The 21963-nt window shown below is 45.2% G+C and carries 23 protein-coding genes; all 23 read right to left on the reverse strand.

The annotated features are described in order from the left end of the window. Window positions 1-18: 18 nt before the first annotated feature. Entirely contained in the window at window positions 19-1089 is a 1071-nt protein-coding gene (ispG, locus tag HNQ56_RS15440; protein WP_429148046.1) for a flavodoxin-dependent (E)-4-hydroxy-3-methylbut-2-enyl-diphosphate synthase, read from the reverse strand. Between the two features lie 99 nt (window positions 1090-1188). Beyond that, on the reverse strand, window positions 1189-2481 hold the full coding sequence (rseP, locus tag HNQ56_RS15445; protein ID WP_429148049.1) for an RIP metalloprotease RseP: 1293 nt from the start codon (window positions 2479-2481) through the stop codon (window positions 1189-1191). 7 nt (window positions 2482-2488) lie between these two features. Further along, window positions 2489-3658 carry a 1-deoxy-D-xylulose-5-phosphate reductoisomerase gene (locus HNQ56_RS15450; protein WP_429148052.1) on the reverse strand — a complete coding sequence of 390 codons (1170 nt, stop codon included), beginning with the start codon at window positions 3656-3658 and terminating at the stop codon, window positions 2489-2491. Window positions 3659-3713: 55 nt separating this feature from the next. Then, entirely contained in the window at window positions 3714-4514 is an 801-nt protein-coding gene (locus HNQ56_RS15455) for a phosphatidate cytidylyltransferase (RefSeq protein WP_429148055.1), read from the reverse strand. A 32-nt stretch (window positions 4515-4546) separates the two neighbouring features. After that, window positions 4547-5260, reverse strand: coding sequence for an undecaprenyl pyrophosphate synthase (gene uppS / locus HNQ56_RS15460; protein ID WP_429148058.1), 714 nt, complete (start codon window positions 5258-5260; stop codon window positions 4547-4549). 90 nt (window positions 5261-5350) lie between these two features. Continuing rightward, a complete protein-coding gene (gene frr / locus HNQ56_RS15465; protein ID WP_429148061.1) occupies window positions 5351-5905 on the reverse strand; it encodes a ribosome recycling factor in 555 nt (184 codons plus the stop codon). Window positions 5906-5975: 70 nt separating this feature from the next. Continuing rightward, window positions 5976-6680, reverse strand: a complete 705-nt coding sequence (gene pyrH, locus HNQ56_RS15470) for a UMP kinase (RefSeq protein WP_429148063.1) — start codon at window positions 6678-6680, stop codon at window positions 5976-5978. Between the two features lie 17 nt (window positions 6681-6697). Next, entirely contained in the window at window positions 6698-7618 is a 921-nt protein-coding gene (locus tag HNQ56_RS15475) for a bactofilin family protein (RefSeq protein WP_429148066.1), read from the reverse strand. Between the two features lie 27 nt (window positions 7619-7645). Then, a complete protein-coding gene (locus tag HNQ56_RS15480; RefSeq protein WP_429148069.1) occupies window positions 7646-8851 on the reverse strand; it encodes a polysaccharide deacetylase family protein in 1206 nt (401 codons plus the stop codon). 163 nt (window positions 8852-9014) lie between these two features. Beyond that, window positions 9015-9443 carry a VOC family protein gene (locus HNQ56_RS15485; RefSeq protein ID WP_429148072.1) on the reverse strand — a complete coding sequence of 143 codons (429 nt, stop codon included), beginning with the start codon at window positions 9441-9443 and terminating at the stop codon, window positions 9015-9017. A 19-nt stretch (window positions 9444-9462) separates the two neighbouring features. Next, window positions 9463-10302, reverse strand: a complete 840-nt coding sequence (locus HNQ56_RS15490; protein ID WP_429148074.1) for an endonuclease VIII — start codon at window positions 10300-10302, stop codon at window positions 9463-9465. Between the two features lie 67 nt (window positions 10303-10369). Next, window positions 10370-11083 carry a zinc ribbon domain-containing protein gene (locus tag HNQ56_RS15495; protein ID WP_429148077.1) on the reverse strand — a complete coding sequence of 238 codons (714 nt, stop codon included), beginning with the start codon at window positions 11081-11083 and terminating at the stop codon, window positions 10370-10372. Between the two features lie 164 nt (window positions 11084-11247). Next, entirely contained in the window at window positions 11248-11382 is a 135-nt protein-coding gene (locus HNQ56_RS15500; protein ID WP_429148078.1) for a hypothetical protein, read from the reverse strand. A 166-nt stretch (window positions 11383-11548) separates the two neighbouring features. Further along, complete coding sequence (locus HNQ56_RS15505) at window positions 11549-12409, reverse strand: SDR family oxidoreductase (protein WP_429148080.1); 861 nt, start codon at window positions 12407-12409, stop codon at window positions 11549-11551. 18 nt (window positions 12410-12427) lie between these two features. Next, the gene (locus tag HNQ56_RS15510) at window positions 12428-13558 is read right to left on the reverse strand and encodes a zinc-dependent alcohol dehydrogenase (protein ID WP_429148082.1); all 1131 of its coding nucleotides are present in this window, start codon (window positions 13556-13558) and stop codon (window positions 12428-12430) included. 622 nt (window positions 13559-14180) lie between these two features. Beyond that, on the reverse strand, window positions 14181-14744 hold the full coding sequence (locus HNQ56_RS15515; protein ID WP_429148084.1) for an HD domain-containing protein: 564 nt from the start codon (window positions 14742-14744) through the stop codon (window positions 14181-14183). Between the two features lie 108 nt (window positions 14745-14852). Further along, window positions 14853-15392 (reverse strand): histidine phosphatase family protein, encoded by a 540-nt coding sequence (locus tag HNQ56_RS15520; protein WP_429148087.1) that lies wholly within the window; start codon window positions 15390-15392, stop codon window positions 14853-14855. A gap of 597 nt (window positions 15393-15989) precedes the next feature. Further along, window positions 15990-16298 (reverse strand): SRPBCC family protein, encoded by a 309-nt coding sequence (locus HNQ56_RS15525; RefSeq protein ID WP_429148090.1) that lies wholly within the window; start codon window positions 16296-16298, stop codon window positions 15990-15992. A gap of 147 nt (window positions 16299-16445) precedes the next feature. Continuing rightward, window positions 16446-16628, reverse strand: coding sequence for a hypothetical protein (locus tag HNQ56_RS15530; protein WP_429148092.1), 183 nt, complete (start codon window positions 16626-16628; stop codon window positions 16446-16448). Continuing rightward, window positions 16609-17043, reverse strand: a complete 435-nt coding sequence (locus HNQ56_RS15535; RefSeq protein WP_429148094.1) for a hypothetical protein — start codon at window positions 17041-17043, stop codon at window positions 16609-16611. The genes HNQ56_RS15530 and HNQ56_RS15535 overlap by 20 nt, the downstream gene beginning before the upstream one ends. Window positions 17044-17534: 491 nt before the next feature. Continuing rightward, window positions 17535-18467 (reverse strand): translation elongation factor Ts, encoded by a 933-nt coding sequence (gene tsf, locus HNQ56_RS15540; RefSeq protein ID WP_429148097.1) that lies wholly within the window; start codon window positions 18465-18467, stop codon window positions 17535-17537. A gap of 36 nt (window positions 18468-18503) precedes the next feature. Continuing rightward, window positions 18504-19259, reverse strand: a complete 756-nt coding sequence (rpsB, locus tag HNQ56_RS15545; protein ID WP_429148099.1) for a 30S ribosomal protein S2 — start codon at window positions 19257-19259, stop codon at window positions 18504-18506. 179 nt (window positions 19260-19438) lie between these two features. Continuing rightward, window positions 19439-21820, reverse strand: a complete 2382-nt coding sequence (recQ, locus tag HNQ56_RS15550; protein ID WP_429148101.1) for a DNA helicase RecQ — start codon at window positions 21818-21820, stop codon at window positions 19439-19441. Window positions 21821-21963: the final 143 nt, after the last annotated feature.

Raw genomic sequence — 21963 nt, forward strand, 5'->3', positions numbered from 1 at the left:
ATTCCTCAAAAGTGTCTCCTATTCCTTTTCAAAATGAGACAGCTCCTGGCGCAGCTCCTCCAACAGCCGGTCTTCCGGAACCTTTCGGAGAATCTCGCCTTTTTTGATAATAAGTCCTTCGCCGTTCCCCCCGGCAATGCCGATATCCGCTTCCCTGGCCTCTCCCGGACCGTTCACCGCACATCCCATAACCGCAACCTTAATATCCAAATCCATATCCGCAACCATTTCTTCCACCTTGGTTGCCAGCTCGATGAGATTAATCCGTGTTCTGCCGCAGGTGGGGCAGGATACCACTTCCACTCCGCCTTTGCGGTAACCCAGGGTCTTTAAGATCAACTTGGCGGAACGAATCTCTTCTACCGGATCTCCGGTCAGAGACACCCGGATGGTATCCCCTATCCCCTGGTACAGAATCATTCCAAGACCCAGAGCCGACTTGATATTCCCCGCGTTGACGGTACCCGCCTCGGTTATTCCCACGTGGAGAGGATAATTGGTCAGCGGAGCAATGAGCTCATGGGCATGGACACACATCATAACATCAGAGGATTTAATACTGATTACCATTTGGTCATAATCCATATCCTCGATGCGCTTCACCTTGTCCAGAGCACTTTCCACCAACCCCTGGGCGGTGACTCTCCCGTATTTGGCCACGATATCCTTCTCCAGGGAGCCGCTGTTCACACCGACACGGATTGGAATCCCCCGCTCCTTTGCTGCGGAAACCACTGCCCGCAGCTTCTCTTCGTTCCCGATGTTCCCCGGATTGATCCGTATCTTATCCGCACCGTTCTCCATTGCCGCAATGGCCAGACGATAATCAAAATGAATATCGGCTACCAACGGTATGGTGATCTGCTTTTTAATCTCACGAAAGGCGGCGGCAGCTTCCTGATTGGGAACTGTACACCGGATTATCTCGCAGCCTGCCTCGGTCAGGCGCTGTATCTGCGCTACCGTTGCCTTTACATCCTCCGTCGGTGTGTTCGTCATCGACTGGATTAAAATCGGATTCCCGCCGCCAATTACTCTGTCGCCGATCCGAATTACTTTTGTATTATCACGATACATACTAACCTCCATGTCTTTCCTGCTTCCCGCCTATTTAATTTGTAACCGTTCCGAGGGGGTATTATGGTCTCCGCCTGGCCCCCTCTGAACGGTTACGTTTATTACCTCTTGTTACTGGAATATATTACGAATATCATTAAATGCCACAAGCACCATCAGAAGCATCAGCAGAGCCATTCCCACCAGATGAACGATGGCCTCCTTCTCTCTGGGAACGGGCTTTCTGCGGATCGCCTCGATAATAATAAATACAATTCTGCCCCCATCCAGTGCCGGAATCGGCAGCAGATTCATAACCCCCAGATTTGCACTCAGCAATATGGCGAATTGGGCCAGGGAAAGCAGGGTGGTTCGAAGTCCGTATGCTTTGGATTCTGATACAATATCGCCCACTACGTTGACTATTCCAACGGGACCGGCTACCTCCTTTACACTGACCTTCCCTATGATGAGGGAGACAATGCTTTTAACCGTGTTCACCACATTGCTTTTCAGCTCGAAAAAGCCGTATTTGACTACCTCCAGGGCATTCACCTTTTTCCCGTACTCGTTATAGCTCCAGCCCAGATCAAAACCGCTTTGGACTAATATGGGCGTCACGGTAATCTCCGTCTCCTGTCCGTTTCTCGCATAGGTTAAGGTAACAGGCTCCGCACCCAGCGGATTGCCTGCGAGATAATCTGCCAGCTCCTGGGATGTGCTTATTTTAACCCCATTCATTGCTACAATGGCATCTCCTACCTTCATACCGGCTTTCTCCAAAGGATATCCCGCCACGATTACCTCTGCTACGGCAGCGGAATTGCCAGGCGTATAGTTGAAACCGATTTGATAGATATCACGCCATACGGGAACTACCGAAAGGGTATGCTTTTCACCCTCCCGCAGCACCTTTACCTCGATGGGCTTCTCCGACAGATGATTGAAATAAAAAGAATACTTGATATCCCTGGCAAAATGAATTCCGGAGCCATTAATTTTTGTAATCAGATCCCCTTCCTTCAAACCGGCCGCCATCGCCGGGCCGTTCTCACTCAGTCTGGTGATATAGGGCTTATCTACCCCCACATCCCCCAATACAACCACCGCCAGGATAAAGGCCAGGATAAAATTAAAAAAAGCCCCTGCAAAGAGAATTGAGAATCTCGCCCACGGCCCTTTTTTATTAAAGGCGCCTTCATCCTCGATATTCTCATCCTCGCCCAGCATCATACAGGATCCCCCGATGGGCAGCAGCTTCAGAGAATATCTGGTTCCTTTGCGCACAAAGCTGGCGATTCTGGGCCCCATGCCCACGGAGAATTCCGTCACCGTAACCCCATGACTCCTGGCCAGCAGAAAATGGCCCAGCTCATGGATAATTACAATTATACTCAGTATCAGTAATGCAACAATTATATTCATAACAATATCAATCCTTTCTTACACCGGCTTTGGTAAAGCTCCTTACAAAATCATATGTCTCTTGCTCCGTGTTCAGAATTTCTTTTAAGGAGGGGTTTGGAATCAATGGATGATTCTTCATGGCCTGCTCAATTAAGGCCGGAATCATAAGGAATTCAATCCCTCCTCCGAGAAACTGCGCCACCGCCCATTCATTGGCCGCGTTATATACCGTGGGCATGCTTCCGCCCATCCGGCCTGCTTCATAAGCCAGCCTCAGGCCAAAGAAGGTCTCCATATCCGGTTTCTCAAAGGTAAGCTGGCTCAGCCGGTAAAAATCCAGCTTTTCCTCCGTATAAGGCACCTGTTTTCTATGAGGATAAAATAAAGCATAGCGGATGGGAAGCTTCATATCCGGCACCCCAAGCTGTGCTATTACGCTTCCGTCCCGGTACTCCACCATGGAATGGATGACGCTCTGGGGGTGCACCACTACCTGGATAGAATCCAGCCCCATATCAAACAGCCACGCCGCCTCCAAAACCTCCAGACCCTTATTCACCATGGTGGCAGAATCAATGGTGATTTTCTGTCCCATAGTCCAGTTGGGGTGCTTTAAGGCGTCCCGGGGCTTTATATTCTTAAGCTCCTCCCGCTTTTTTCCGCGGAAAGGACCGCCGGAGGCGGTCAGCAGTATTTTGTATGCCTCTTTCTTATCTTCTCCATTTAAAGCCTGAAATATTGCAGAGTGTTCGCTGTCCACCGGAAGCAGGGCAACTTTTTTCTCTTTTACCAACGGCATAATGATATGTCCGGCGGTTACCAGCGTCTCCTTATTGGCCAATGCAATATTTTTCCCGGTTTTGATTGCTTCAATGGTGGGCTGGATACCGATCATCCCCACCAGAGCCGTCACAATGGTGTCCGCATCCGTGCCGGCGGCGCATTCTATCAGTCCCTCCATTCCGGTGACAACCCTGACATCGAGGTCCCGAACCATTGCCTTGAACTGCGCGGCCTTATCCTCCCGGTATACGCAGACGATCTCCGGCAGGAATTCACGCACCTGTCTTTCCAACAACTCTATATTCCCATGAACCGCCAGAGCGGTAATTTTCAAATCCACATTTTCCCGTACAATATCCAGTGTCTGGGTTCCTATGGAACCGGTTGACCCAAGAATACCGATCTTCTTCATCCGCAACCTCCATTCCGCGGATACCGAATAGCATCCGCAGATTAGTGCATCTCTTTTATTTTAACATTACCGCCAGATAATATACAATCGGCGCCGTAAATATAATACTGTCAAACCGGTCTAAAATTCCTCCATGCCCGGGAATCAGTGTTCCATAATCCTTGATATTATGATTTCTCTTGATGGCGGAAGCAGCCAGATCACCGATCTGGGAGATGACACTGGAAGCCGCCCCGATCAAGGCAAAGACTAACTGCGGATTCATAATACCCGTGATTTGACTCCGTATGGCCGTGGCATACAGAAAACCGATCAGTGCGGCTCCGATCACCCCGCCGATACAGCCCTCCAGGGATTTCTTCGGACTGAGCTCAGGAGCAATTTTATGCTTTCCGATCAGTATGCCTACAACATAAGCGCAGGTGTCGGAACCCCAGGCACCGATAAAGCTCAGCCATACAATCCAGGCCCCATCCTCCAGCATACGAACCTGATATATGTAACTCAGCATAATACCCACATAGAAAAGGCCGAAGAAAGCAACGGTAATCTGCTCCGTAGAATACTTCGGAAAGCCGAACACATACGCAAACATCAGCAGAATCAGAAAAAAGATAAACAGCATCAGCTGATACTCGGATAAATTAAAATAAAGTAATCCATAGTAGGCGATTATCCCCAGATATCCTATGATACCCGGAAGAGCTTTGTCCACCCGGACAATTTTATATAATTCATTTAAACCAATAATGGATATGGCCAATATAACCGCAAATAATACATTGCCTCCCAGAACTACTACGGTAACCGCGATCGCCAATAAGATAACTCCGCTGATTAATCTTGTCCTAAACATAATCTCCTCCGAAAGGTACGCCCGTCAACACACTACAACGCACCGAATTTTCTGGTTCTGCTGCTATAATACTCTACTGCCTTCTGTAATTCCTTTTTATCAAAATCCGGCCATAGCACTTCCGGAAAGTAAATCTCCGTATACGCCAGCTGCCACAGAAGAAAATTGGACAGCCTCTGCTCTCCGCTGGTCCGGATCAGCAGATCCGGATCCGGGATGCCTCCGGTATCCAGATACTGTTCAAAAGCAGCTTCGTCAATCTGATCCGGTTTTTTCCTGCCTTCCGCAAGGTCCACAGCCAGAGCCTTTGCCGCGCGAAGCAGCTCATCCCGCCCGCCGTAATTAATAGCAACCTGAAAGTTCAGACCTGTATTCTCCCTGGAGGCCTCCTCCAGCTCGGATATGCTTTTGCGAATCTCAGGGGATAACCCAGTGGTATCTCCTATAATCCGGACCCTCATATTGTTCTTGGCACTGGTCTTAATGCTGGTCTCCAGATAACTCTGGAGCAACTTCATCAACGCATCCGTCTCCTCTTTGGGCCGGCGCCAGTTTTCTGTGGAAAATGCATAGACGGTAAGATATTTAATTCCCATCTTATATGCGTCCTCGCATATTCTTTCCACATTTTTGCTGCCCTGGGTATGCCCGTAATTGCGCGGCATTCTCTTCTTCCTGGCCCAACGGCCGTTACCGTCCATGATGATTGCCACATGCCTTGGTACGATTAATTCCTTTTCCTGCATCCTGTTCTCCTTATTGCATGAATCCAAGCGAAAAAAGGGGGCTTCAAAAAATAAGCCTTTTGAAACACCCCAAAATACTAAAATTGATCGCTATACCGTAAGAATTTCCTTCGACTTGTCATCCATCACTTTATCGACTTCAGCAATATAATGGTCGGTAAGCTTCTGCACGCTGTCCTCCAGACTCTTGAACTCATCCTCTGAAATCTCACTGGCCTTGCTCTGCTTCTTGAAAGCCTCGTTGGCATCCCGCCTGATGTTTCTGATCGCAACCCTGGCTGTCTCGGCCTTTTTCTTGATGTCCTTAACCAGATCCTTTCTTCTTTCCTCCGTAAGCTCAGGAAATACAAGGCGTATTACTTTACCGTCATTGCTAGGTGTCAGCCCCAGATCAGAAGCAAGGATTGCTTTTTCAATTTCCTTGATCAATTTGCTCTCCCAAGGCTGAATCTGGATGATTCTCGCCTCCGGAACAGAGATATTCGCCACAGACTGAAGAGCGGACGGCTGTCCATAGTAATCCACTCTGAGTTTATCTAACAGATGAGGATTGGCTCTTCCTGCACGTATGGTAGAATACTCTTCCTTCAGGGTATTCACCGTCTTCTCCATCTTTGAACTGAATTGCTCTAGCTTTGCCTCCATTTTAATCCCTCCATATATTTCTAAATATTAATTATTTCCAATTATAATTCCTTTTCGCTATGGCTTATTCCTATACCGTAATTTTGGTTCCGCCGGATGATCCGGCTGCCGCCTTCACGATACTCCCCTCTTCGGATAGGGCAAATAGCAGGATCGGCATCTTATTCTCTATGCACAGCACCGTTGCCGCCATATCCACGATCCCCAGCTTCTTATCCAGAACCTCCTGCAATGAAATCTCCGAATATTTGACCGCATTGGGATTCTTCTTCGGATCGCTGTCGTATACCCCGTCCACCGCTCGGGCCATCAATATGATGTCACAGTCCAGCTCCACGGCCCGAAGCACGGTAGCCGTATCCGTGGAGAAATAGGGGTGTCCCGTACCTCCTGCGAGGAATGCCACTCCGCCCTGCTCCATATATCCGGTGACCCCATCCTTTGAAAAGAGCTCCGTCATGCTTCCGCAGGCAAAGGGAGTATATACCTTCGTCTTCATCCCCGCATAGCGGAATATCTCGGATACATAGATACAGTTCATGACGGTAGCCAGCATACCGATCTGATCCGCCTTGGTGCGGTCGATGGTCTTGCTGGTTCTTCCCCTCCAGAAGTTACCTCCGCCAATTACAATACTGACTTGAATTCCATCCTCAACCAGCTGCTTCACCTGTCTGGCAACACCCATACAGGTCTCCTCGCAAAAGCCTGTGCCTCTGTCTCCCGCCAGAGCCTCACCGCTCAATTTAAGCAGTACCCTATTATATCCTTCCATTACCGTCCTCCATTCTATTATTCAAAGATATTATCCACATCCACGGAAGAATAGCTGAGAGAGCAGAAACCTTCGATTATGGCGCCGTTATTGATCTGTATGGATTTTCCCTTAATGTTCCCCTTGATGATGGCGGTAGAATCGATCACAATGGGCCCGTTAATATCCACTTCACCCTTCACCGCTCCGGCAATGACACCGGAAGTAGCTGCAATATCGCCAATGACAACAGTGCCAAGTCCTATCTTAACGCTGCCCTCACTGACAATTCCGCCCTCCAGGCGCTCTGTATTTACATATACCTCTGCCGCCGAGGAATTCCCCTTCACCTTACCGGTAATGGATAACTTGCCCAGACATTCCACATCTCCCACGATGGTTCCGCAGACCTCCAGGGAGCCGTCGGAGGAAATACTGCCGTTAATGGTCGTACCCTTGGTTATTACCGTAACGTCATCCTCACTTGCGGCAGAAGCAGCGCGCGGCTTTACTTCCGCCTTCTCCTCTGTCTCTGTCTCGTTTATCTGCTCTTCTTCATTCAGTGCTGCCAGCAGCTCAAGATCTACATTGTCATTCTCAACCATAGTGTTCTCCTCATCTTCCTCTGTTTGATATATTTCTTTTGCTTCATCCGTATCTTCTATATTGATTTCCGCTACATCCATTATCTCCTGATCTGTTTCCAGGGACCATATATCCTCCGCATCCGGCTGTCCCGCTTCCTTCTGATCCAACTCTTCCAGCCATTCCTTCATCTTTTCGCTGTCCGAGGTGTCATCCGAAGCAATCTCATCAAAATCCAATGTGTTCACCAGCTGCTCTTTCTCTTCTTCCTCATCGGAGTTCTTCTCATCGGCCGCTTTCTCCTTGACCTCCTCCGTGATCAGTTCACTCATTGCCTGTGATACGTCTTCCCTTAAATCTTTAAAAAAACCCATTTGCTCCATACCTCCCTGTTCTTGGCTTTACTTGACTGTATCGGCTTTAATCATTTGAATCGGCGGAACCGTCTCATCCAATGGAAGAAGCTGCGCTTCTTCCGATATCAGAATATCCAACAGCTTCGGCAGTGATTTCACCGTCTTAGGCCTGGTTTGGATATCATGCATCAATACAATGACATTTTTCTTAATATTTACGTCTCTTAGAACATTGTTAATCAGTTCTTCCTCGCTATAATCCACCTTGGTGGCATCCCCGTTCAACGCGTTCCAATCAAAATATACAATCCCGGCTTTATTCAGGTACCGGATAAAATCATTCATGCCATGCTTATTCACCATATTATTGCTTCCCCCGGGGAAACGGTAAATAGTAGGCTTGTATCCAGTAGTATCATATAACAATTTCCATAGTTTTGTAAAGTCCTTATCAAAATCTTCTACAGAATTATATATTTTTGAGTATTTATGGGAATAAGAATGCATTCCCAGGGTGTGCCCTTCTTCCACAATCCTGCAGTAGAGTTCTTTGGATTTCTTATCCTCCATGCCCACCACAAAGAAGGTAGCCTTTACCCCGTATTCCTCCAATATGTCCAGAATCTCATCCGTATAGATGCTGGGGCCGTCATCAAAGGTCAGATACACCTTCTTGTTTGCATATTTCCCTTTCTTCTCCTGTGTTTCCGTTGTCCCTGGCTTTTCTGACGGTGCAGCCTGTTCCCCCGCTTCTTCCGAAGCTCCCCCGTGATCTGTCTCTCCCGGGGAATCCAAAGAATTAGATGCTTCCGTATTCTCCGGCCGGTCTGTCGGGATAGGAGTCACTTCTTCCGGGTCAGTCTTTGTATCTGTGCCAGAGTCGACCTGGGCCTGCTCTTCCTGCCGCGGTATGTATGAGGGAGACCCTTCGGCTGCCGTATCCTTCTCCCCGGTATGAATATCCGGATGCCGCACAATGCCTCCGGACACCGTCCCTTCCTGCTCCTTGTCGGCCGCATAGGCCAGATTTCCAGAGGAGGAACCATACTGTCCATGCATGCTTAATAAATCGTCCACCTGCCTTTGCAGGCGATTCACCTGAACGCCCAATATAATGCAGCAAAGAGTCGGCAGAATTAATAGGATAACAGCAATAACTATAATTATGGTTTTAATTTGATTAACTCGTTTTCTTCTATCGGAACAGCCACTGCTGTTATTATTCTTTCCATTTGATTTATTTTCGTCCATATCCCAAGCAGGTCCTCACTCCCAATCATATTTACCATTCTATTTTAACAAACAAGCCGTCATCTTGCAACTTCTATCAATTATTTCTTATGAGGAAGAAAATGCCACGAAAAAGGCCTATAAACCAAAGAAAAGGGTTTACAGACCTTTTGGAATTACACTGTCAAGGCTGGTATCTGCCTGTTATTTCGATACAGGTTCCGTCCGGATCATAGAGATTAAAGAAGTAATACGGCATTGCAATATTAACATACATAATTTCTGATACGGCACCTATGTTCAGCCTCTTCACTCTGTTGTATTCCGCCGCCAGATCCCCCACGCCGATATTCAAAATCACATGGTTGCCGTAATTGACCGGTCTCTTTTTATCCTCAAGATACGCCGTATTAAAATGCCCGGACAAGTCCTGTCCGCTTTCAATCAACACCTCATCATAGCCCGGATTATATAATGCGATACTTGTATTTCCGATATCAAAAACCGCAAATCGCTCCGGGCAGCCGCCGGAAGGTTCCACTCCCAAAAATGTTTTATAGAAAGCAACGGAAGCCGTCATATCTTTTACGATCAAATAGGTTGTTAAAAACATTATGCCCTCCTTATTCAGATCACTTCTCCCACTGCTGGCAGGTCGGACAGTAGTAAATATTTCCCCCGAGATATGCTTCACGTACGAGATTGTCACCGCAAACCGTGCAAGGATATTGGATGGTTTTAGCGGAAAGGCGGGTCTTATATCCGCCGCTGTGCCCGAACAAATCCTTCTCGGTATCCCGCCCGCCGTTCACGGTCATATCAAGCAGAGTGGATTTAACGGAAGCATACATGCCGGCAAGCTTGCTGTCAGACAATTTTTCCAGCTTAGTCTTCGGGTTAATTCCTGCATTAAATAAAATATCTTGTAAAACGCCGTTTCCAAGGCCGGGGATGCGCTGTTCCGTGGCTAAAAATGCTTTTGCTGAAAGATTCTGCTTCGACTTCTTAAGCAGATCGTCAAAATATGCTTCGTCAAATTCATCTTCCAGGGGCGTAGGGCATTGGTTGACCTTATATCCGTCAGGCAGACCGTTTTCATCTGTTCCGTAGCAGAGCATCGCACCCCACATCTGTACTGTGCAGGAGAGGTGGGAAAGATCTTCAAATTCTATCAGTAATTGATGTTTTACAGGCAGCTTTTCACCAGGTTCATGATACTTAATAGGTGTGGATATTACCAGCAGCATATTTTCGCAGATAATCTCTGTATTGCCGCCGCAGGTATACCCGGTGCCGGGATTGGCAGCCGTGATTTTCTTTCCGGCCAGTTTTGCATGATATTCCTCCGGGTCACCGGAAAACCAGGCAAACGCATGGGGAGAAGCGTTAGCCCTTACATTCATAATCCTTCTGCCAACAAGACTCCGGTTAATCTGGTCAGCCAATACATAGGTTTCAGGTAATTCAATCATTTGCTTTCCCTCCTGCTTTTTTATTACACTACCCATTTTTTAGACTCGGGGTTTATCATACCTTATTTTACCCTATTTTGTTTGACCACCTTTTTAACCTTGGAAAGGTCTTCTGCATTACTTGTCTGGCATTTTCAGCGCTCCCATAATAATCAGCACAAAAGGGAATGCAGCTTTCAATCATCTCGTCCATTGTCTCCTCCTTAAAAAAGGAACCATTGCCATAACAGTGGCAGCAATAATCGGTACTTTGACTTTTGTCTTCCTCCGTACCGAAGTCCCCTGTCTGGGTCATGGGCATGGAGCAGGACTGGCAGATTCTATAGACCGGGATCCAGATTTCAACCATAGAATCGGGCTTGTCACCGCCCTTAAATTTATCATTGTAGCATTCTATCACAAATTTCTTCCCATCCAGTTCCCGCTGTCCGTACTGGCTTGCATTGTCCACAAGCCATTGATCCATCGCTGCATTTTCGCTGTCATAGCCTTTTGCCACCAGCACATCAAATACGGCATATTCCGTTGCGGGAAGCTCAAGGGTTGAAAACCCGGAAGCCTCACTATTGCCGGCACAAAAACCCACGTGGAGGTCTTGCTCCCCAACCGTTTTCTCCTCTCCGTCATAAAAGCGAAGCTCATAGCCATTATTATCCTGCTTCTCAAACGGGTTGTTCTCGTATTGTTTTTCAAAATCATCCCAAACCTTACCGGTATTAGCTCCGCTGCCTGTAATCCCCTTGATATAAAGCCTGTCCCTATAAATCATATTCGGTTGCATAGACAATCCCTCCGTGCTGTTTTTCTTCTATTATACAAAAATAATCTGACAACAGCACGTCATATTATAAATATTTTTTACCCAATTTATGACAACCATTCTGTACACTGACTTTCATTCTAATATTATTAACATGCTTCAATACTCCCCTTATAGGAACCGGATCACAAAGAAACGGACCGGGACAGCCAGTCAATCATCATTGCAATCCATACCTCAGGAATGCCTAATTTATAAGTAATTGCCATCTCCCATTCTCTTCTGCTATAAAGGATATCATTATAAATTATTAATGTCAATCAAGCAGAAAGAGTATACCACTCCTTCCGGAATCACATACTCTTTCTAATTAAATTATTCAGTTATACCTAATCTCATGAAGACATATTTTTTATCCATCCTCTCCAATGCTTGAGCCAATTGCAGACGGCATTTGCTCAGAGGGGGATGTGCTATTGCATTCAATTAATTAATAATGGTTCCGCTGTTCACATGGAAAACCTGTCCGGATATATTGGAGGAGTCCTCACAAGCCAAAAAGACATAGACAGGTGCCAGCTCGCACGGCTGTGCTGCCCTTTGCATAGGGCTGGTAGAACCGAAAGTCTGAACCTCCTCCGGAGAGAAACTGGAAACGATCAACGGTGTCCAGACAGGGCCGGGTGCAACAGCATTGACGCGGACTCCCATTTGCATAAGGGACAGAGCCATGGAACGTGTAAATGAAACGATTGCTCCTTTTGTGGAGGAGTAATCGATCAAAGTAGGTTTTCCCTCAAAGGCTGTAATGGATGCAGTATTAATAATAGCAGAGCCGCAGGATAAATGCGCCAATGCCGCTTTTGTCATATAGAAACAGGAGAAAAAGTTACTTTCAAATGTAGTGACAAGCTGCTCCTTTGTGATGTCCAATATGCTGTTTTGCGGGTACTGTACCGCAGCATTGTTGATCAGGATATCCAGCCCCCCAAGCTGTTCGATTACTTGCTCCACTGATTGGACAGCGTTTTCTTCCACGCGGAGGTCGGCCTGAATTGCAATACACTTTCTTCCAAAACTTTCAACTGCATGAATGGTCTCCCGTGCGTCACTGTTTTCGCAGAGATGGATGATTGCCACATCGGCCCCTTCTTTGGCATAAGCTACGGCAACGGCACGGCCAATCCCGCTGTCGCCGCCTGTAATCAGAGCTTTCTTTCCAGACAGCTTGCCCGATGCCTTGTATGCCGGATTATCGTATTGGGGAAGAGGGTCCATCTCCGCCTCCCGGCCAGGTTGACGGTTTTGATGTTGAGGCGGAAAAGTGTTGTGTGGCTGTGATTTCATAAAATCTACTCCTTTCATCTAAGGCTTTAAGATCACCTTGATACAATTATCAATTTTCTTGTCAAAAATAGAATACGCATGTTCCCCTTTGCTCAGAGGCAGCGTGTGCGATATGATATCTGTTGCATCAAATTTTCCGGTCCTGATCAGCTCCATAATTGGCTCTGCGAATTGTTGTGCAGGGCACTGGCCCATTCGCAGCGTAATATTTCTGCAAAAGAACTCACCAAGAGGAAAATGGTTGTATGGTCCGCCATAGACGCCCACCAGCGTTACATTTCCACCCTTTTTCACCGACTTGGATGCAATTTCTATGGCAGATTTGGAGCCGCCTTGCAGCTTGAGGGCGGATTCGATTTTCTCCAGAACGGAGGCTTTACCGTCAAGTCCCACACAATCAATGACACAATCTGCACCCCCGTGAGTCAGCTCTTTGAGGTATGCACCGATGTCCTCCTGCATTTCCAAATGGACCGTCTCAACGCCGTTATGCCTTTGGGCATGCTTTAATCTATAGTCAACACAGTCAACCGCATAAATCCTGCCGGCCCCCATATATGCCGCCCATTTTTGCGTTAACAGTCCCACGGGGCCGCAGCCTAACACGATAACGGTATCACCGGGCTTTATTTGGCTGATGGAAGCTCCCCAATAAGAAGTTGGCAGTATATCGGTGAGAAAGAGCGCCTGTTCATCCGTAAGATCCTCCGGCACTCGGACCGGCCCAACATTTGCATAGGGAACACGCAGGTATTCCGCTTGCCCGCCTGCATATCCGCCAAAATCATCCCCATATCCGAACAGGCCGCCGACTTCGCCGTGCTCATTGGAATTATCGCATTGACTGAATAGCCCGCTGTCGCAATACGAGCAGTGGCCGCATGCAACAGGAAAGGGGATAATGGCCCGGTCACCGGGCTTTACCCTTGTGACATCCTTTCCGGCTTCCATTACAATTCCCATAGCTTCATGGCCAAGGGGTATTCCTTTTCTTAGATTGGGGACAAATCCGTGAACCAGATGCAGATCCGATCCGCAAATGGCTGTAGAAGTGACCTTTACAATAATGTCGTCGTGCTTTTCCAGCTTTGGATCGCACACCTGCTCAACCTTAACGTTATTCATTCCTTCATAGACAATCGCTTTCATTTTTATCTCCAATCTCACGTGTGATTTTGCGCATCGAAAGCTTCTTCTTATCCCGGTTTTATGTTCCCTCCTCATTAGTATGTCCGCATCGGATAAAATTATCTGCAATTTATAACAAAGAGCACCGCACTTTGCGCTACATATTATAGTAAAAATTCATTTTACGGCATCCCCTTTTCTGTTTTGAGCATGAAAAAAGGAGCTGCTGCTCCAATAGATTATTCCTCTATTTTTGCAACAGCCCCTTGCAATTACTCAGAAAATTCAGTTTTTTGTTACTGAGTGGTATCATATAGTGACCAAAGCCTTGCTAATTCGCCGTCTGAACGAACCAAGCCTTGAAATGTTCCGCTCTCTACCATTTTGCCATTGCGAAACACATATACATAGTCAAACATCGGCAGCAAGTGTAAACGATGTATATATTCAGGTCAAATCTAAAGAACAAACATATCTGTTTTCTCCTTTGAACCAATAATTACTAATATGTAAAATTTTAATATAAATTTGCAAAAACATCAAGACTGTGTTGACATCATTATATCCTTATTTTACTCACTTCCTGATAAAAATCAAATATTTCACGGTAGTTTACCTTCTTTCAAATTGGAATTTATGATTATCATCCTAAAAAAAGCATAGCTTTCCGATATTTATTCGTATAATAACCTTTACTCTCTTCTGAAAGCTTTTGAAAACTTCTTTCTAGTTTATTTTTGACGAATATCTTACCATCTTCAATTTTCATATTTTTGTTGACATATGCCAAATATAATAAGCTTGGAATATTATCAAAATGCGAAATTGCATCAGCATCTGCAACACACAATTCTTCTAAAGAATCTTTACTACTATCTACACTGCCTCTATGATTTCTGATACATTCTTGAACGAGTGCAATTTTATCCTTTTCATATCCAAATTTGGTTAATATCTCGCCCGCCATTCTAGCCCCATGTATATGATGAAGTTCGTAAAGGTTATAATCACTTATAGAAGCAATATCGTGAAGCCATGCTGCTATTATTACTATCTCTTTATCTGCACCATATTTATCTGCAAGCAGCTCTGCATTTTTAACAACTGCCTCAATATGGTAATAACATCCTATACCAAATTTATTTTCAGGCTTTTGACTTTTTAAATACACTTCATTTTTCAAATAATCTATAATATCAGTTCGCATTATACTCCCCCTATAAATTCGAGTTGAACAAAATCGCTGCGCGATGGCCTGCCTGTTGTATTATATCCATAATGATACTATGATCTTAATATTACTGCACATTGCAGATTATTTATGCAATATGTATTCCCAACCCTCGCGCCAATCAAACTGGGCTGTAATCAGGTCCTCTAAGGATATGCCGTTGAGTAAATGGTCAAAAGCCCATCGGGTTGCAACATGTCCAATAATTAGCACACGTGCTCCCTCCCATCGGAAAAATAAATCAGGAAGAAAACATCCGACACGTGCAATCGCTTGCCGCCAACTTTCCCCGTTAGGATATGGTGTGTCAAGAAAATGCCAACGCTCACGATGCAGATCTTCTGCTTTTTGTCCATTTAATGTACCGTAGTTGCACTCACGCAGGCGCCAGTCTAAAAAGATGGGGATGGGTGTTTGGGCAAAAGCAATCTTGGCTGTTTCCACAGCACGTCCAAGATCCGATGTAAAAACAGCTTTGATTCCATCGTGACGCCGACGTGCCCCTAACTCAGCAGCGAGTGACCGCCCTCGTTCTGAGAGCTGTCCATCTTGCCAGCCGGTTGCAATTCCTTTTTCGTTATCTTCGCTTAAAGAATGAGTTTCAAAGACAATTTGTATCTCCATAATATACCTCTCGCTTAGTTCTTCAAATTCGGATTTGTTTAATTATATCATAGTACATAAAAAAATAGCATCAAATATTTATACAAATATATTCAACGTTGTTCCTTTTAAAATTGATTTTGTCTACAGTCTGAGGTTGCTTAAAAAGGTACTTTGCTATTTCTCTTAATTCAAAATGATAGCATTCAATGACTGAGTGCGAAATAATATCATATGTATAATGACTTTTTTAAGCTTTTCTTGTTTGCCTTCTGCGCTTCATACTTTGTTTCACCAAAGGACGGGATTGCCGTGAACTCCTCAAAATTATGTTTTCATTCCGTGAGCCACAGCTTATCCATTCACAAGTGGAAAGTAAGCTCTAAGAATAGAAATCTCTTATTTCCCAGATCCGGAAAAGAGTGGTAAGGGAATTGCTCAGCTTGATATTATTCGTCTAAGTGTATATAATAAGGTCAACTTTGGAAGTATTCTCATGGATTACATTACACTGAAAGATGCCGCAGAAAAATGGGGCATTTCCGAAAGCCATGTTCAAAATCCATGCGAAGAAGGCCGGATACCTTACCCATATTTTTGTGCTCCTTTTCTTGTTTTCTATATTGTAATACTTTTCAACCTATCCTCCAGTTGGGCAAGAACCAGCGGCCATGCCTGTTCATGCTTGTCCCTCGATTCTTCATCTGGAAACCCTGCATGATTTAATCGTAATATTGTTCCATTCTCAACTTTTTTTAATTCCACAGTCACAACCGTTTCAGCGCCTTTGGTTCCGTCAGCACCCGTCAGCCATGTAAGTTCAACCAACTGGTCAGGCATAAGTCGGAGAAAACGGCCATAGTGAGGATGACGCTTCCCTTCAAAGGCTGTTTCAAAATAAAAAACGGTGTTGACTTCCCCTTTCATCAGAACTGAACCTGGTTCTGCAAACCATAAGTCATATTAAATGTTTATTCTGCTAATAACGCTTTATACAACCCGCTGTTAAACTTCCCGACAAATTCTTTACATATTTTTTTATCTCTAGATATTGGCAACACATTGCTCTTCTATTTATTCGAACATATTTTTATGAAATATGCTAATGTAGCAGGCCTCTAGGGCTAAAGGTATCATCGATGCTTTGGGTAAAGCAGGATCATAGTTCATCAATGTATTTTCTATTTCATTTCGCCTAAGCTCCTTTGTATAGTCACCCGGTCCTTTCTTTATTTCATCAACAAAAGAATCTGACATCCATATTATATTTTTGCCGTAAGTCATCTTCAGCTTTAGCTCGATTTCTATCAGAAATAAATTGATTACTCATAAAATATATTTTTGTATAACCACGTCCTGGTTGACAATTAACTTCAGTTATTTTTTCTATATCAGAATAAAGTTTTGACTTCCATTCTTGCTTTGCACTAAATGCAAAAGTCCACCTCTCTTGAATAGCTGTGGGACCCGTTTGCGGGATCAGATTGGGACAGATTTCTTTTTCTGCAATGCGTCGGCAAAAGACTTCAAATTTCTTTTCCTCACCGCGGCTGGTCAGTGTATTTAGATAATAATCCAAAAAAGTCTTATCCAACTTTGCAGCACGTATTATCTCGGAGTCTGAGAACTGGTCAGGATGGTTGTGTTTATAAAATTCATACGCTTTTCCCATACTATTACTCCTTTTCATTATTATATACAAAGTAATCATTCTTTTTCGGGCAATATTTATTTACAATCTCATCTTCATCGAGCTTCTTTCGACATCTTTATATTTAAGTCGCTCCATCTTCTTACATTATATCTCCTTTATTAACAATTTTAAAGAACTTTCTTTCTAAATATAATTGAGTAGTTAAGTTTATGTAAAGCGAAAAGAAAGATGCAAACTTTGCCGAGTCAAAGTTGGTACGGGATTTTACCAACTTTCGTACCAACTTTTTACCAACTTTCCCCCAAAAACCTGCGGTATTTTACGATACCCTCAAAACGCAAGAAAACCGCCGGAAACACTGGGTTTTCGGCGGTTTAGCACTATATAAAAATTATGAAATTAATTGCCCATCTGCTTAGCAAGCTTCCAAGAGGAAGTTGCTTCTACATCTTGACTAGTTGCCCATTTGCTTAGCAAGCTTCCAAGAGGAAGTTGCTTCTACATCTTGACTAGTTGCCCATCTGCTTAGCAACTTCCTCTGCGAAGTTTTCACTCTTCTTCTCAAGGCCCTCGCCGGTCTCAAAGCGAACGAACCGCTTCACAGTAACATCAGAGCCAACCTGCTTGGACACGCTGGCAAGGTACTGGCCAACGCTCATGTCGCCATCCTTAACATAGGCCTGGTCAACCAGGCAGAATTCCTTTAATTCCTTATTAAGACGGCCTTCCAGCATCTTCTCGATGATGTTCTCCGGCTTCTTGGAATTGGAAGGATCGTTCATAATCTGAGCCTTTAAGATTTCTTTCTCATGAGCGATGAAATCAGCGGAAATCTCAGCCTGGGTTACATACTTGGGAGACATAGCGGCGATCTGCATTGCCACATTCTTTGCAGCCTCCTGAACCTCGTCATTGTTCACGGCACAATCCACATCAACCAGGATACCGATTCTGCCGCCGCCATGGATATAGGATACCACAAAGCCGTTCTCGGCTGTGATCTTCTCATATCTTCTGATGTTCATATTCTCACCGATAATGGAAATCATGGAAGATAATTCTTCCTTCACCGTCTTAGCAGGCTCCAGCGCCCACTTCTCTGCAAGAAATGCTTCCAGATCAGCAGCCTCTGTTTCAGCAGCCTGCTTTGCAACTGCTGCAACGAAATCCCTGAACTTCTCATTCTTTGCCACAAAGTCGGTCTCGCTGTTGACTTCCACAATGGAGGCAACCTTGCCGTTTGCAATAATACAGGTATCAACAATACCCTCTGCCGCAATTCTGCCAGCCTTCTTTTCAGCTGCAGCAAGTCCCTTCTCTCTTAAGAACTCCACTGCTTTATCCATATCGCCCTCGGTAGCTGCAAGAGCCTTCTTGCAGTCCATCATACCGGCTCCAGTCATTTCTCTTAACTCTTTCACCATATTAGCGGTAACTTCCATCGTATCTTCCTCCATCTATTCGATTCTATAAACTGCTTATTCAGAAACAGCCTCATCCAGAAGAACTTCTGCTTCATCACTGCTGCCGTCGGATCCATCGGTTAGCTGAACTCCCTGATTTGCCTCAATAACAGCATCGGCCATCTTGGAAACAATTAATTTAACCGCTCTGATGGCATCGTCATTGCCGGGAATTACATAATCTAATTCTTCAGGATCACAATTAGTATCAGCAATACCAATCAACGGTATTCCAAGGTTATGTGCTTCCTGGATGCAGATTCTTTCCTTCTTGGGATCTACTACAAAGATCGCATCCGGAATTCTCTTCATATTCTTAATACCGCCAAGGTTCTTCTCCAGCTTTTCCCATTCTTTTTTGATCTGGATTACTTCTTTTTTAGGAAGAACATCAAAAGTACCATCCTCAGACATTCTTTCGATCTCTCTTAATCTCTCAACTCTGCTGCGGATGGTCTTGAAGTTGGTCAACATACCGCCCAGCCATCTCTCATTTACGTAGTACATACCGCAACGCTCCGCTTCGGACTTAATCGCATCCTGCGCCTGCTTCTTCGTGCCTACAAAAAGAATCGCGCCGCCTTCTGCAACAATGTTCTTGATTGCGGTGTAAGCCTCGTCTACCTTACCAACAGACTTCTGCAGATCGATAATGTAGATACCATTTCTCTCAGTGTAGATGTACTCCGCCATCTTGGGGTTCCATCTTCTTGTCTGGTGACCAAAATGTACACCAGCTTCCAATAACTGCTTCATTGAAATAACGCTCATAATATACCTCCATTTGGTTGTTTTCTTCCGCATATATCCTATCCCTGACAGACCTGAAACTTCAGGCACCATGCCCAGTGAATCCATATGCGTGCAATTTGACCTCAAAAGTATATCACAATATTTCCTTCATGACAAGTGTTTTTTGATGTCAAAGATCGAAACAAAAAATCTACAACTTACTTGTTACTGATATCGCCTGTGAAAAAACCATTCTCCTCCTGAGGCAGCAATGATAAAAGAAGCATATGGGCTTCTTTTGTATATACCGCAAGCTCATATTCATTACCCTTCTCACTAATTCTCTTTTCTAATAATATACCATGACGTACTCCTTCTTCCGACGGAACCGTCGTATTGCGTCCAATCTGCCGGCAAAACTGCCCTGTCAGGTATCCCTCTTCCTTAAGCTTCGTTGTCAGATATACCGCCGTCAGACGTTTCATCCTCTTCTCATCACGAAGCTCATTCATGCTCTCTACAAATTGGCTCATTGTGACGTTTCCCAGGGCTTTTACCCCCTGCCTCATGGTTTCTGTCAGGTAGAATTCTGCCTTCTTCGGCTGAGATTGCATTCCGGCCTTGGCTGGCAGCTCCTCATGAACCGGTTCATAGCACGTACCGTCCCGGTTCCCATGAGTGAAATCAAGAATAGCATCTATAAAAGTCTGCCCGTATTTTCCAAATTTATGTTCTCCGATCCCATTCACCATTAACATATCCCCCTTTGTCAACGGTACCTTTACGCATAGATCGGTCAGAGTTTTATCAGAGAATATAATATAGGGCGGTATTCCTTCTTCTCTTGCCAACTGGGTTCTTACCTGACGAAGCCGTTCGAACAGTTCCAGACCCTTTGAAGTAAGCAGCTCAGACCGGCGCAGGTTTTTCCCCTCTTTCGATCTCTGATTCGGCATATTCTCAGAGATGGCTTTTTCAGATAGAATATTCGTCCTGGGAAGCTTCATTATAATCCGGGCTTCGCCCTTGAGAATGGAAGCCGCAGAACGGTCCGCCCGGACAATGGCATATTTATCATTACTAAGATACAGGAAACCATCAACGATCAGCTTATTGGCCACATGCCTGAGAAATGCCTCGATATCAGAGGCTCGCTTCCCATAGAAGCCGTTATCCACCATATGATTTACCGTGAGCTTCGCTGTCTTCCGTCCCTGTAAAGTGGCGATAATTACATTCATGCCAAAACGTTGGCCGCTTTCTCTCACACAGCCGATAATATCCTTGCCTGCCTCCGTAACATCCAGTTCATCAAATTCCGAAAGACAGTTGGAACAATTATTACAGCAAGGAACCCCATATTCTCCAAAATATCTTAATATGTATTCTCTTAAACAATCCCTGGTAAAGCAGTAATAAGTCATTTCCTTCAGCCGTTCTTCATCACGCTCCCGAATCAGCTCCCTCTGAGCCTCGCTCATCTCATCACTATCATTGCTGTTCTCTATCAGAAATTGATTGATTCGCACATCTCTTGCACCGTAAAGCAGGATACACTCGGCTGCCTCCCCATCGCGGCCTGCTCTTCCCGCCTCCTGATAATAGCCCTCCATGTTCTTCGGCATATTATAGTGAAGCACGTATCTCACATTGGATTTATCAATTCCCATACCAAATGCATTAGTGGCAACCATCACTGTCTTTCTGTCATAAATAAAATCCTCCTGGTTGTCATTGCGTTGGGCATCATTCATACCGGCATGATATTTTGCCGCATCGATTCCGTGTCCCGCCAGCAATTCCTGCAATTCATCCACTCCCTTGCGGGTGGCGCAGTAGATAATGCCGCACTGGGTTTTGTGCTCCTTGACGTAGCTCACCGTCTCCGCATTCTTATCCTGCGGGCTGCGCACCTCAAAATACAGATTCTTTCTATCATACCCGGTAACTTCCACCACCGGCTCGTCCAGCCGGAGAACACAGCATATATCTTCCATAACCTCTTTCGTCGCTGTCGCTGTAAAGGCGCTGATCACAGGCCGCCTGGGCAGTTCCTGAATAAACCGGACAATCTTCAGATAGCTGGGTCTGAAATCCTGTCCCCACTGGGAAATGCAATGGGCCTCATCCACCGTAACCATCCTGATATCGGACTGCAGGGCAAATTCGAGGAATTCCTCTGTCTCCAACCGCTCCGGAGCCGCATAAATCAACTGATATTTCCCCTGTCTGGCATATTGCAGGGCAAGCGTAACCTGCCTGGCAGAAAGCGCACTGTTGATATATGCGGCGTGAATTCCCGCCTGGTTAAGCGCCGCCACCTGGTCCTTCATTAAGGAAATCAACGGGGATATGATCAATGTGATACCTCCCATGGCCAGTGCCGGTATCTGGTAACAGATGGATTTGCCGGCACCTGTGGGCATTATCCCCAATACATCTTTTCCGGACAGAATGCTATTGATTAATTTCTCCTGTCCTTCACGAAAACTGTCGTAGCCAAAATAAGTCTTTAATATATGGGATGGTGAACTGGTTGTGCTTTGCAATAGATACTCCCCTTCCGAAATTACATTCTCCTGCTGTCTGAGAATTATCATATCACAGGCTCCCTTCCTTCGTCTATTACTTCCCCTCAGAAGTTGTTATTTTCATGATTATCAATAAAATAATGTAAAATATACAGCAATCTGACCAAAACAGTAATAAAATACCGCCACATGGCTCATGCAGCGGTATCTGT

The sequence above is a fragment of the Anaerotaenia torta genome, assembly GCF_050433395.1.
GTDB lineage: Bacteria > Bacillota > Clostridia > Lachnospirales > Lachnospiraceae > Mobilitalea > Mobilitalea torta.

Coding starts and splice junctions, on each gene's coding strand:
- ispG (WP_429148046.1), bottom strand. CDS start 1,089: ATGGAGGTTAGTATGTATCGTGATAATACAAAAGTAATTCGGATCGGC.
- rseP (WP_429148049.1), bottom strand. CDS start 2,481: ATGAATATAATTGTTGCATTACTGATACTGAGTATAATTGTAATTATC.
- HNQ56_RS15450 (WP_429148052.1), bottom strand. CDS start 3,658: ATGAAGAAGATCGGTATTCTTGGGTCAACCGGTTCCATAGGAACCCAG.
- HNQ56_RS15455 (WP_429148055.1), bottom strand. CDS start 4,514: ATGTTTAGGACAAGATTAATCAGCGGAGTTATCTTATTGGCGATCGCG.
- uppS (WP_429148058.1), bottom strand. CDS start 5,260: ATGCAGGAAAAGGAATTAATCGTACCAAGGCATGTGGCAATCATCATG.
- frr (WP_429148061.1), bottom strand. CDS start 5,905: ATGGAGGCAAAGCTAGAGCAATTCAGTTCAAAGATGGAGAAGACGGTG.
- pyrH (WP_429148063.1), bottom strand. CDS start 6,680: ATGGAAGGATATAATAGGGTACTGCTTAAATTGAGCGGTGAGGCTCTG.
- HNQ56_RS15475 (WP_429148066.1), bottom strand. CDS start 7,618: ATGGGTTTTTTTAAAGATTTAAGGGAAGACGTATCACAGGCAATGAGT.
- HNQ56_RS15480 (WP_429148069.1), bottom strand. CDS start 8,851: ATGGACGAAAATAAATCAAATGGAAAGAATAATAACAGCAGTGGCTGT.
- HNQ56_RS15485 (WP_429148072.1), bottom strand. CDS start 9,443: ATGTTTTTAACAACCTATTTGATCGTAAAAGATATGACGGCTTCCGTT.
- HNQ56_RS15490 (WP_429148074.1), bottom strand. CDS start 10,302: ATGATTGAATTACCTGAAACCTATGTATTGGCTGACCAGATTAACCGG.
- HNQ56_RS15495 (WP_429148077.1), bottom strand. CDS start 11,083: ATGCAACCGAATATGATTTATAGGGACAGGCTTTATATCAAGGGGATT.
- HNQ56_RS15505 (WP_429148080.1), bottom strand. CDS start 12,409: ATGAAATCACAGCCACACAACACTTTTCCGCCTCAACATCAAAACCGT.
- HNQ56_RS15510 (WP_429148082.1), bottom strand. CDS start 13,558: ATGAAAGCGATTGTCTATGAAGGAATGAATAACGTTAAGGTTGAGCAG.
- HNQ56_RS15515 (WP_429148084.1), bottom strand. CDS start 14,744: ATGCGAACTGATATTATAGATTATTTGAAAAATGAAGTGTATTTAAAA.
- HNQ56_RS15520 (WP_429148087.1), bottom strand. CDS start 15,392: ATGGAGATACAAATTGTCTTTGAAACTCATTCTTTAAGCGAAGATAAC.
- HNQ56_RS15525 (WP_429148090.1), bottom strand. CDS start 16,298: ATGAAAGGGGAAGTCAACACCGTTTTTTATTTTGAAACAGCCTTTGAA.
- HNQ56_RS15530 (WP_429148092.1), bottom strand. CDS start 16,628: ATGTCAGATTCTTTTGTTGATGAAATAAAGAAAGGACCGGGTGACTAT.
- HNQ56_RS15535 (WP_429148094.1), bottom strand. CDS start 17,043: ATGGGAAAAGCGTATGAATTTTATAAACACAACCATCCTGACCAGTTC.
- tsf (WP_429148097.1), bottom strand. CDS start 18,467: ATGGAAGTTACCGCTAATATGGTGAAAGAGTTAAGAGAAATGACTGGA.
- rpsB (WP_429148099.1), bottom strand. CDS start 19,259: ATGAGCGTTATTTCAATGAAGCAGTTATTGGAAGCTGGTGTACATTTT.
- recQ (WP_429148101.1), bottom strand. CDS start 21,820: ATGATAATTCTCAGACAGCAGGAGAATGTAATTTCGGAAGGGGAGTAT.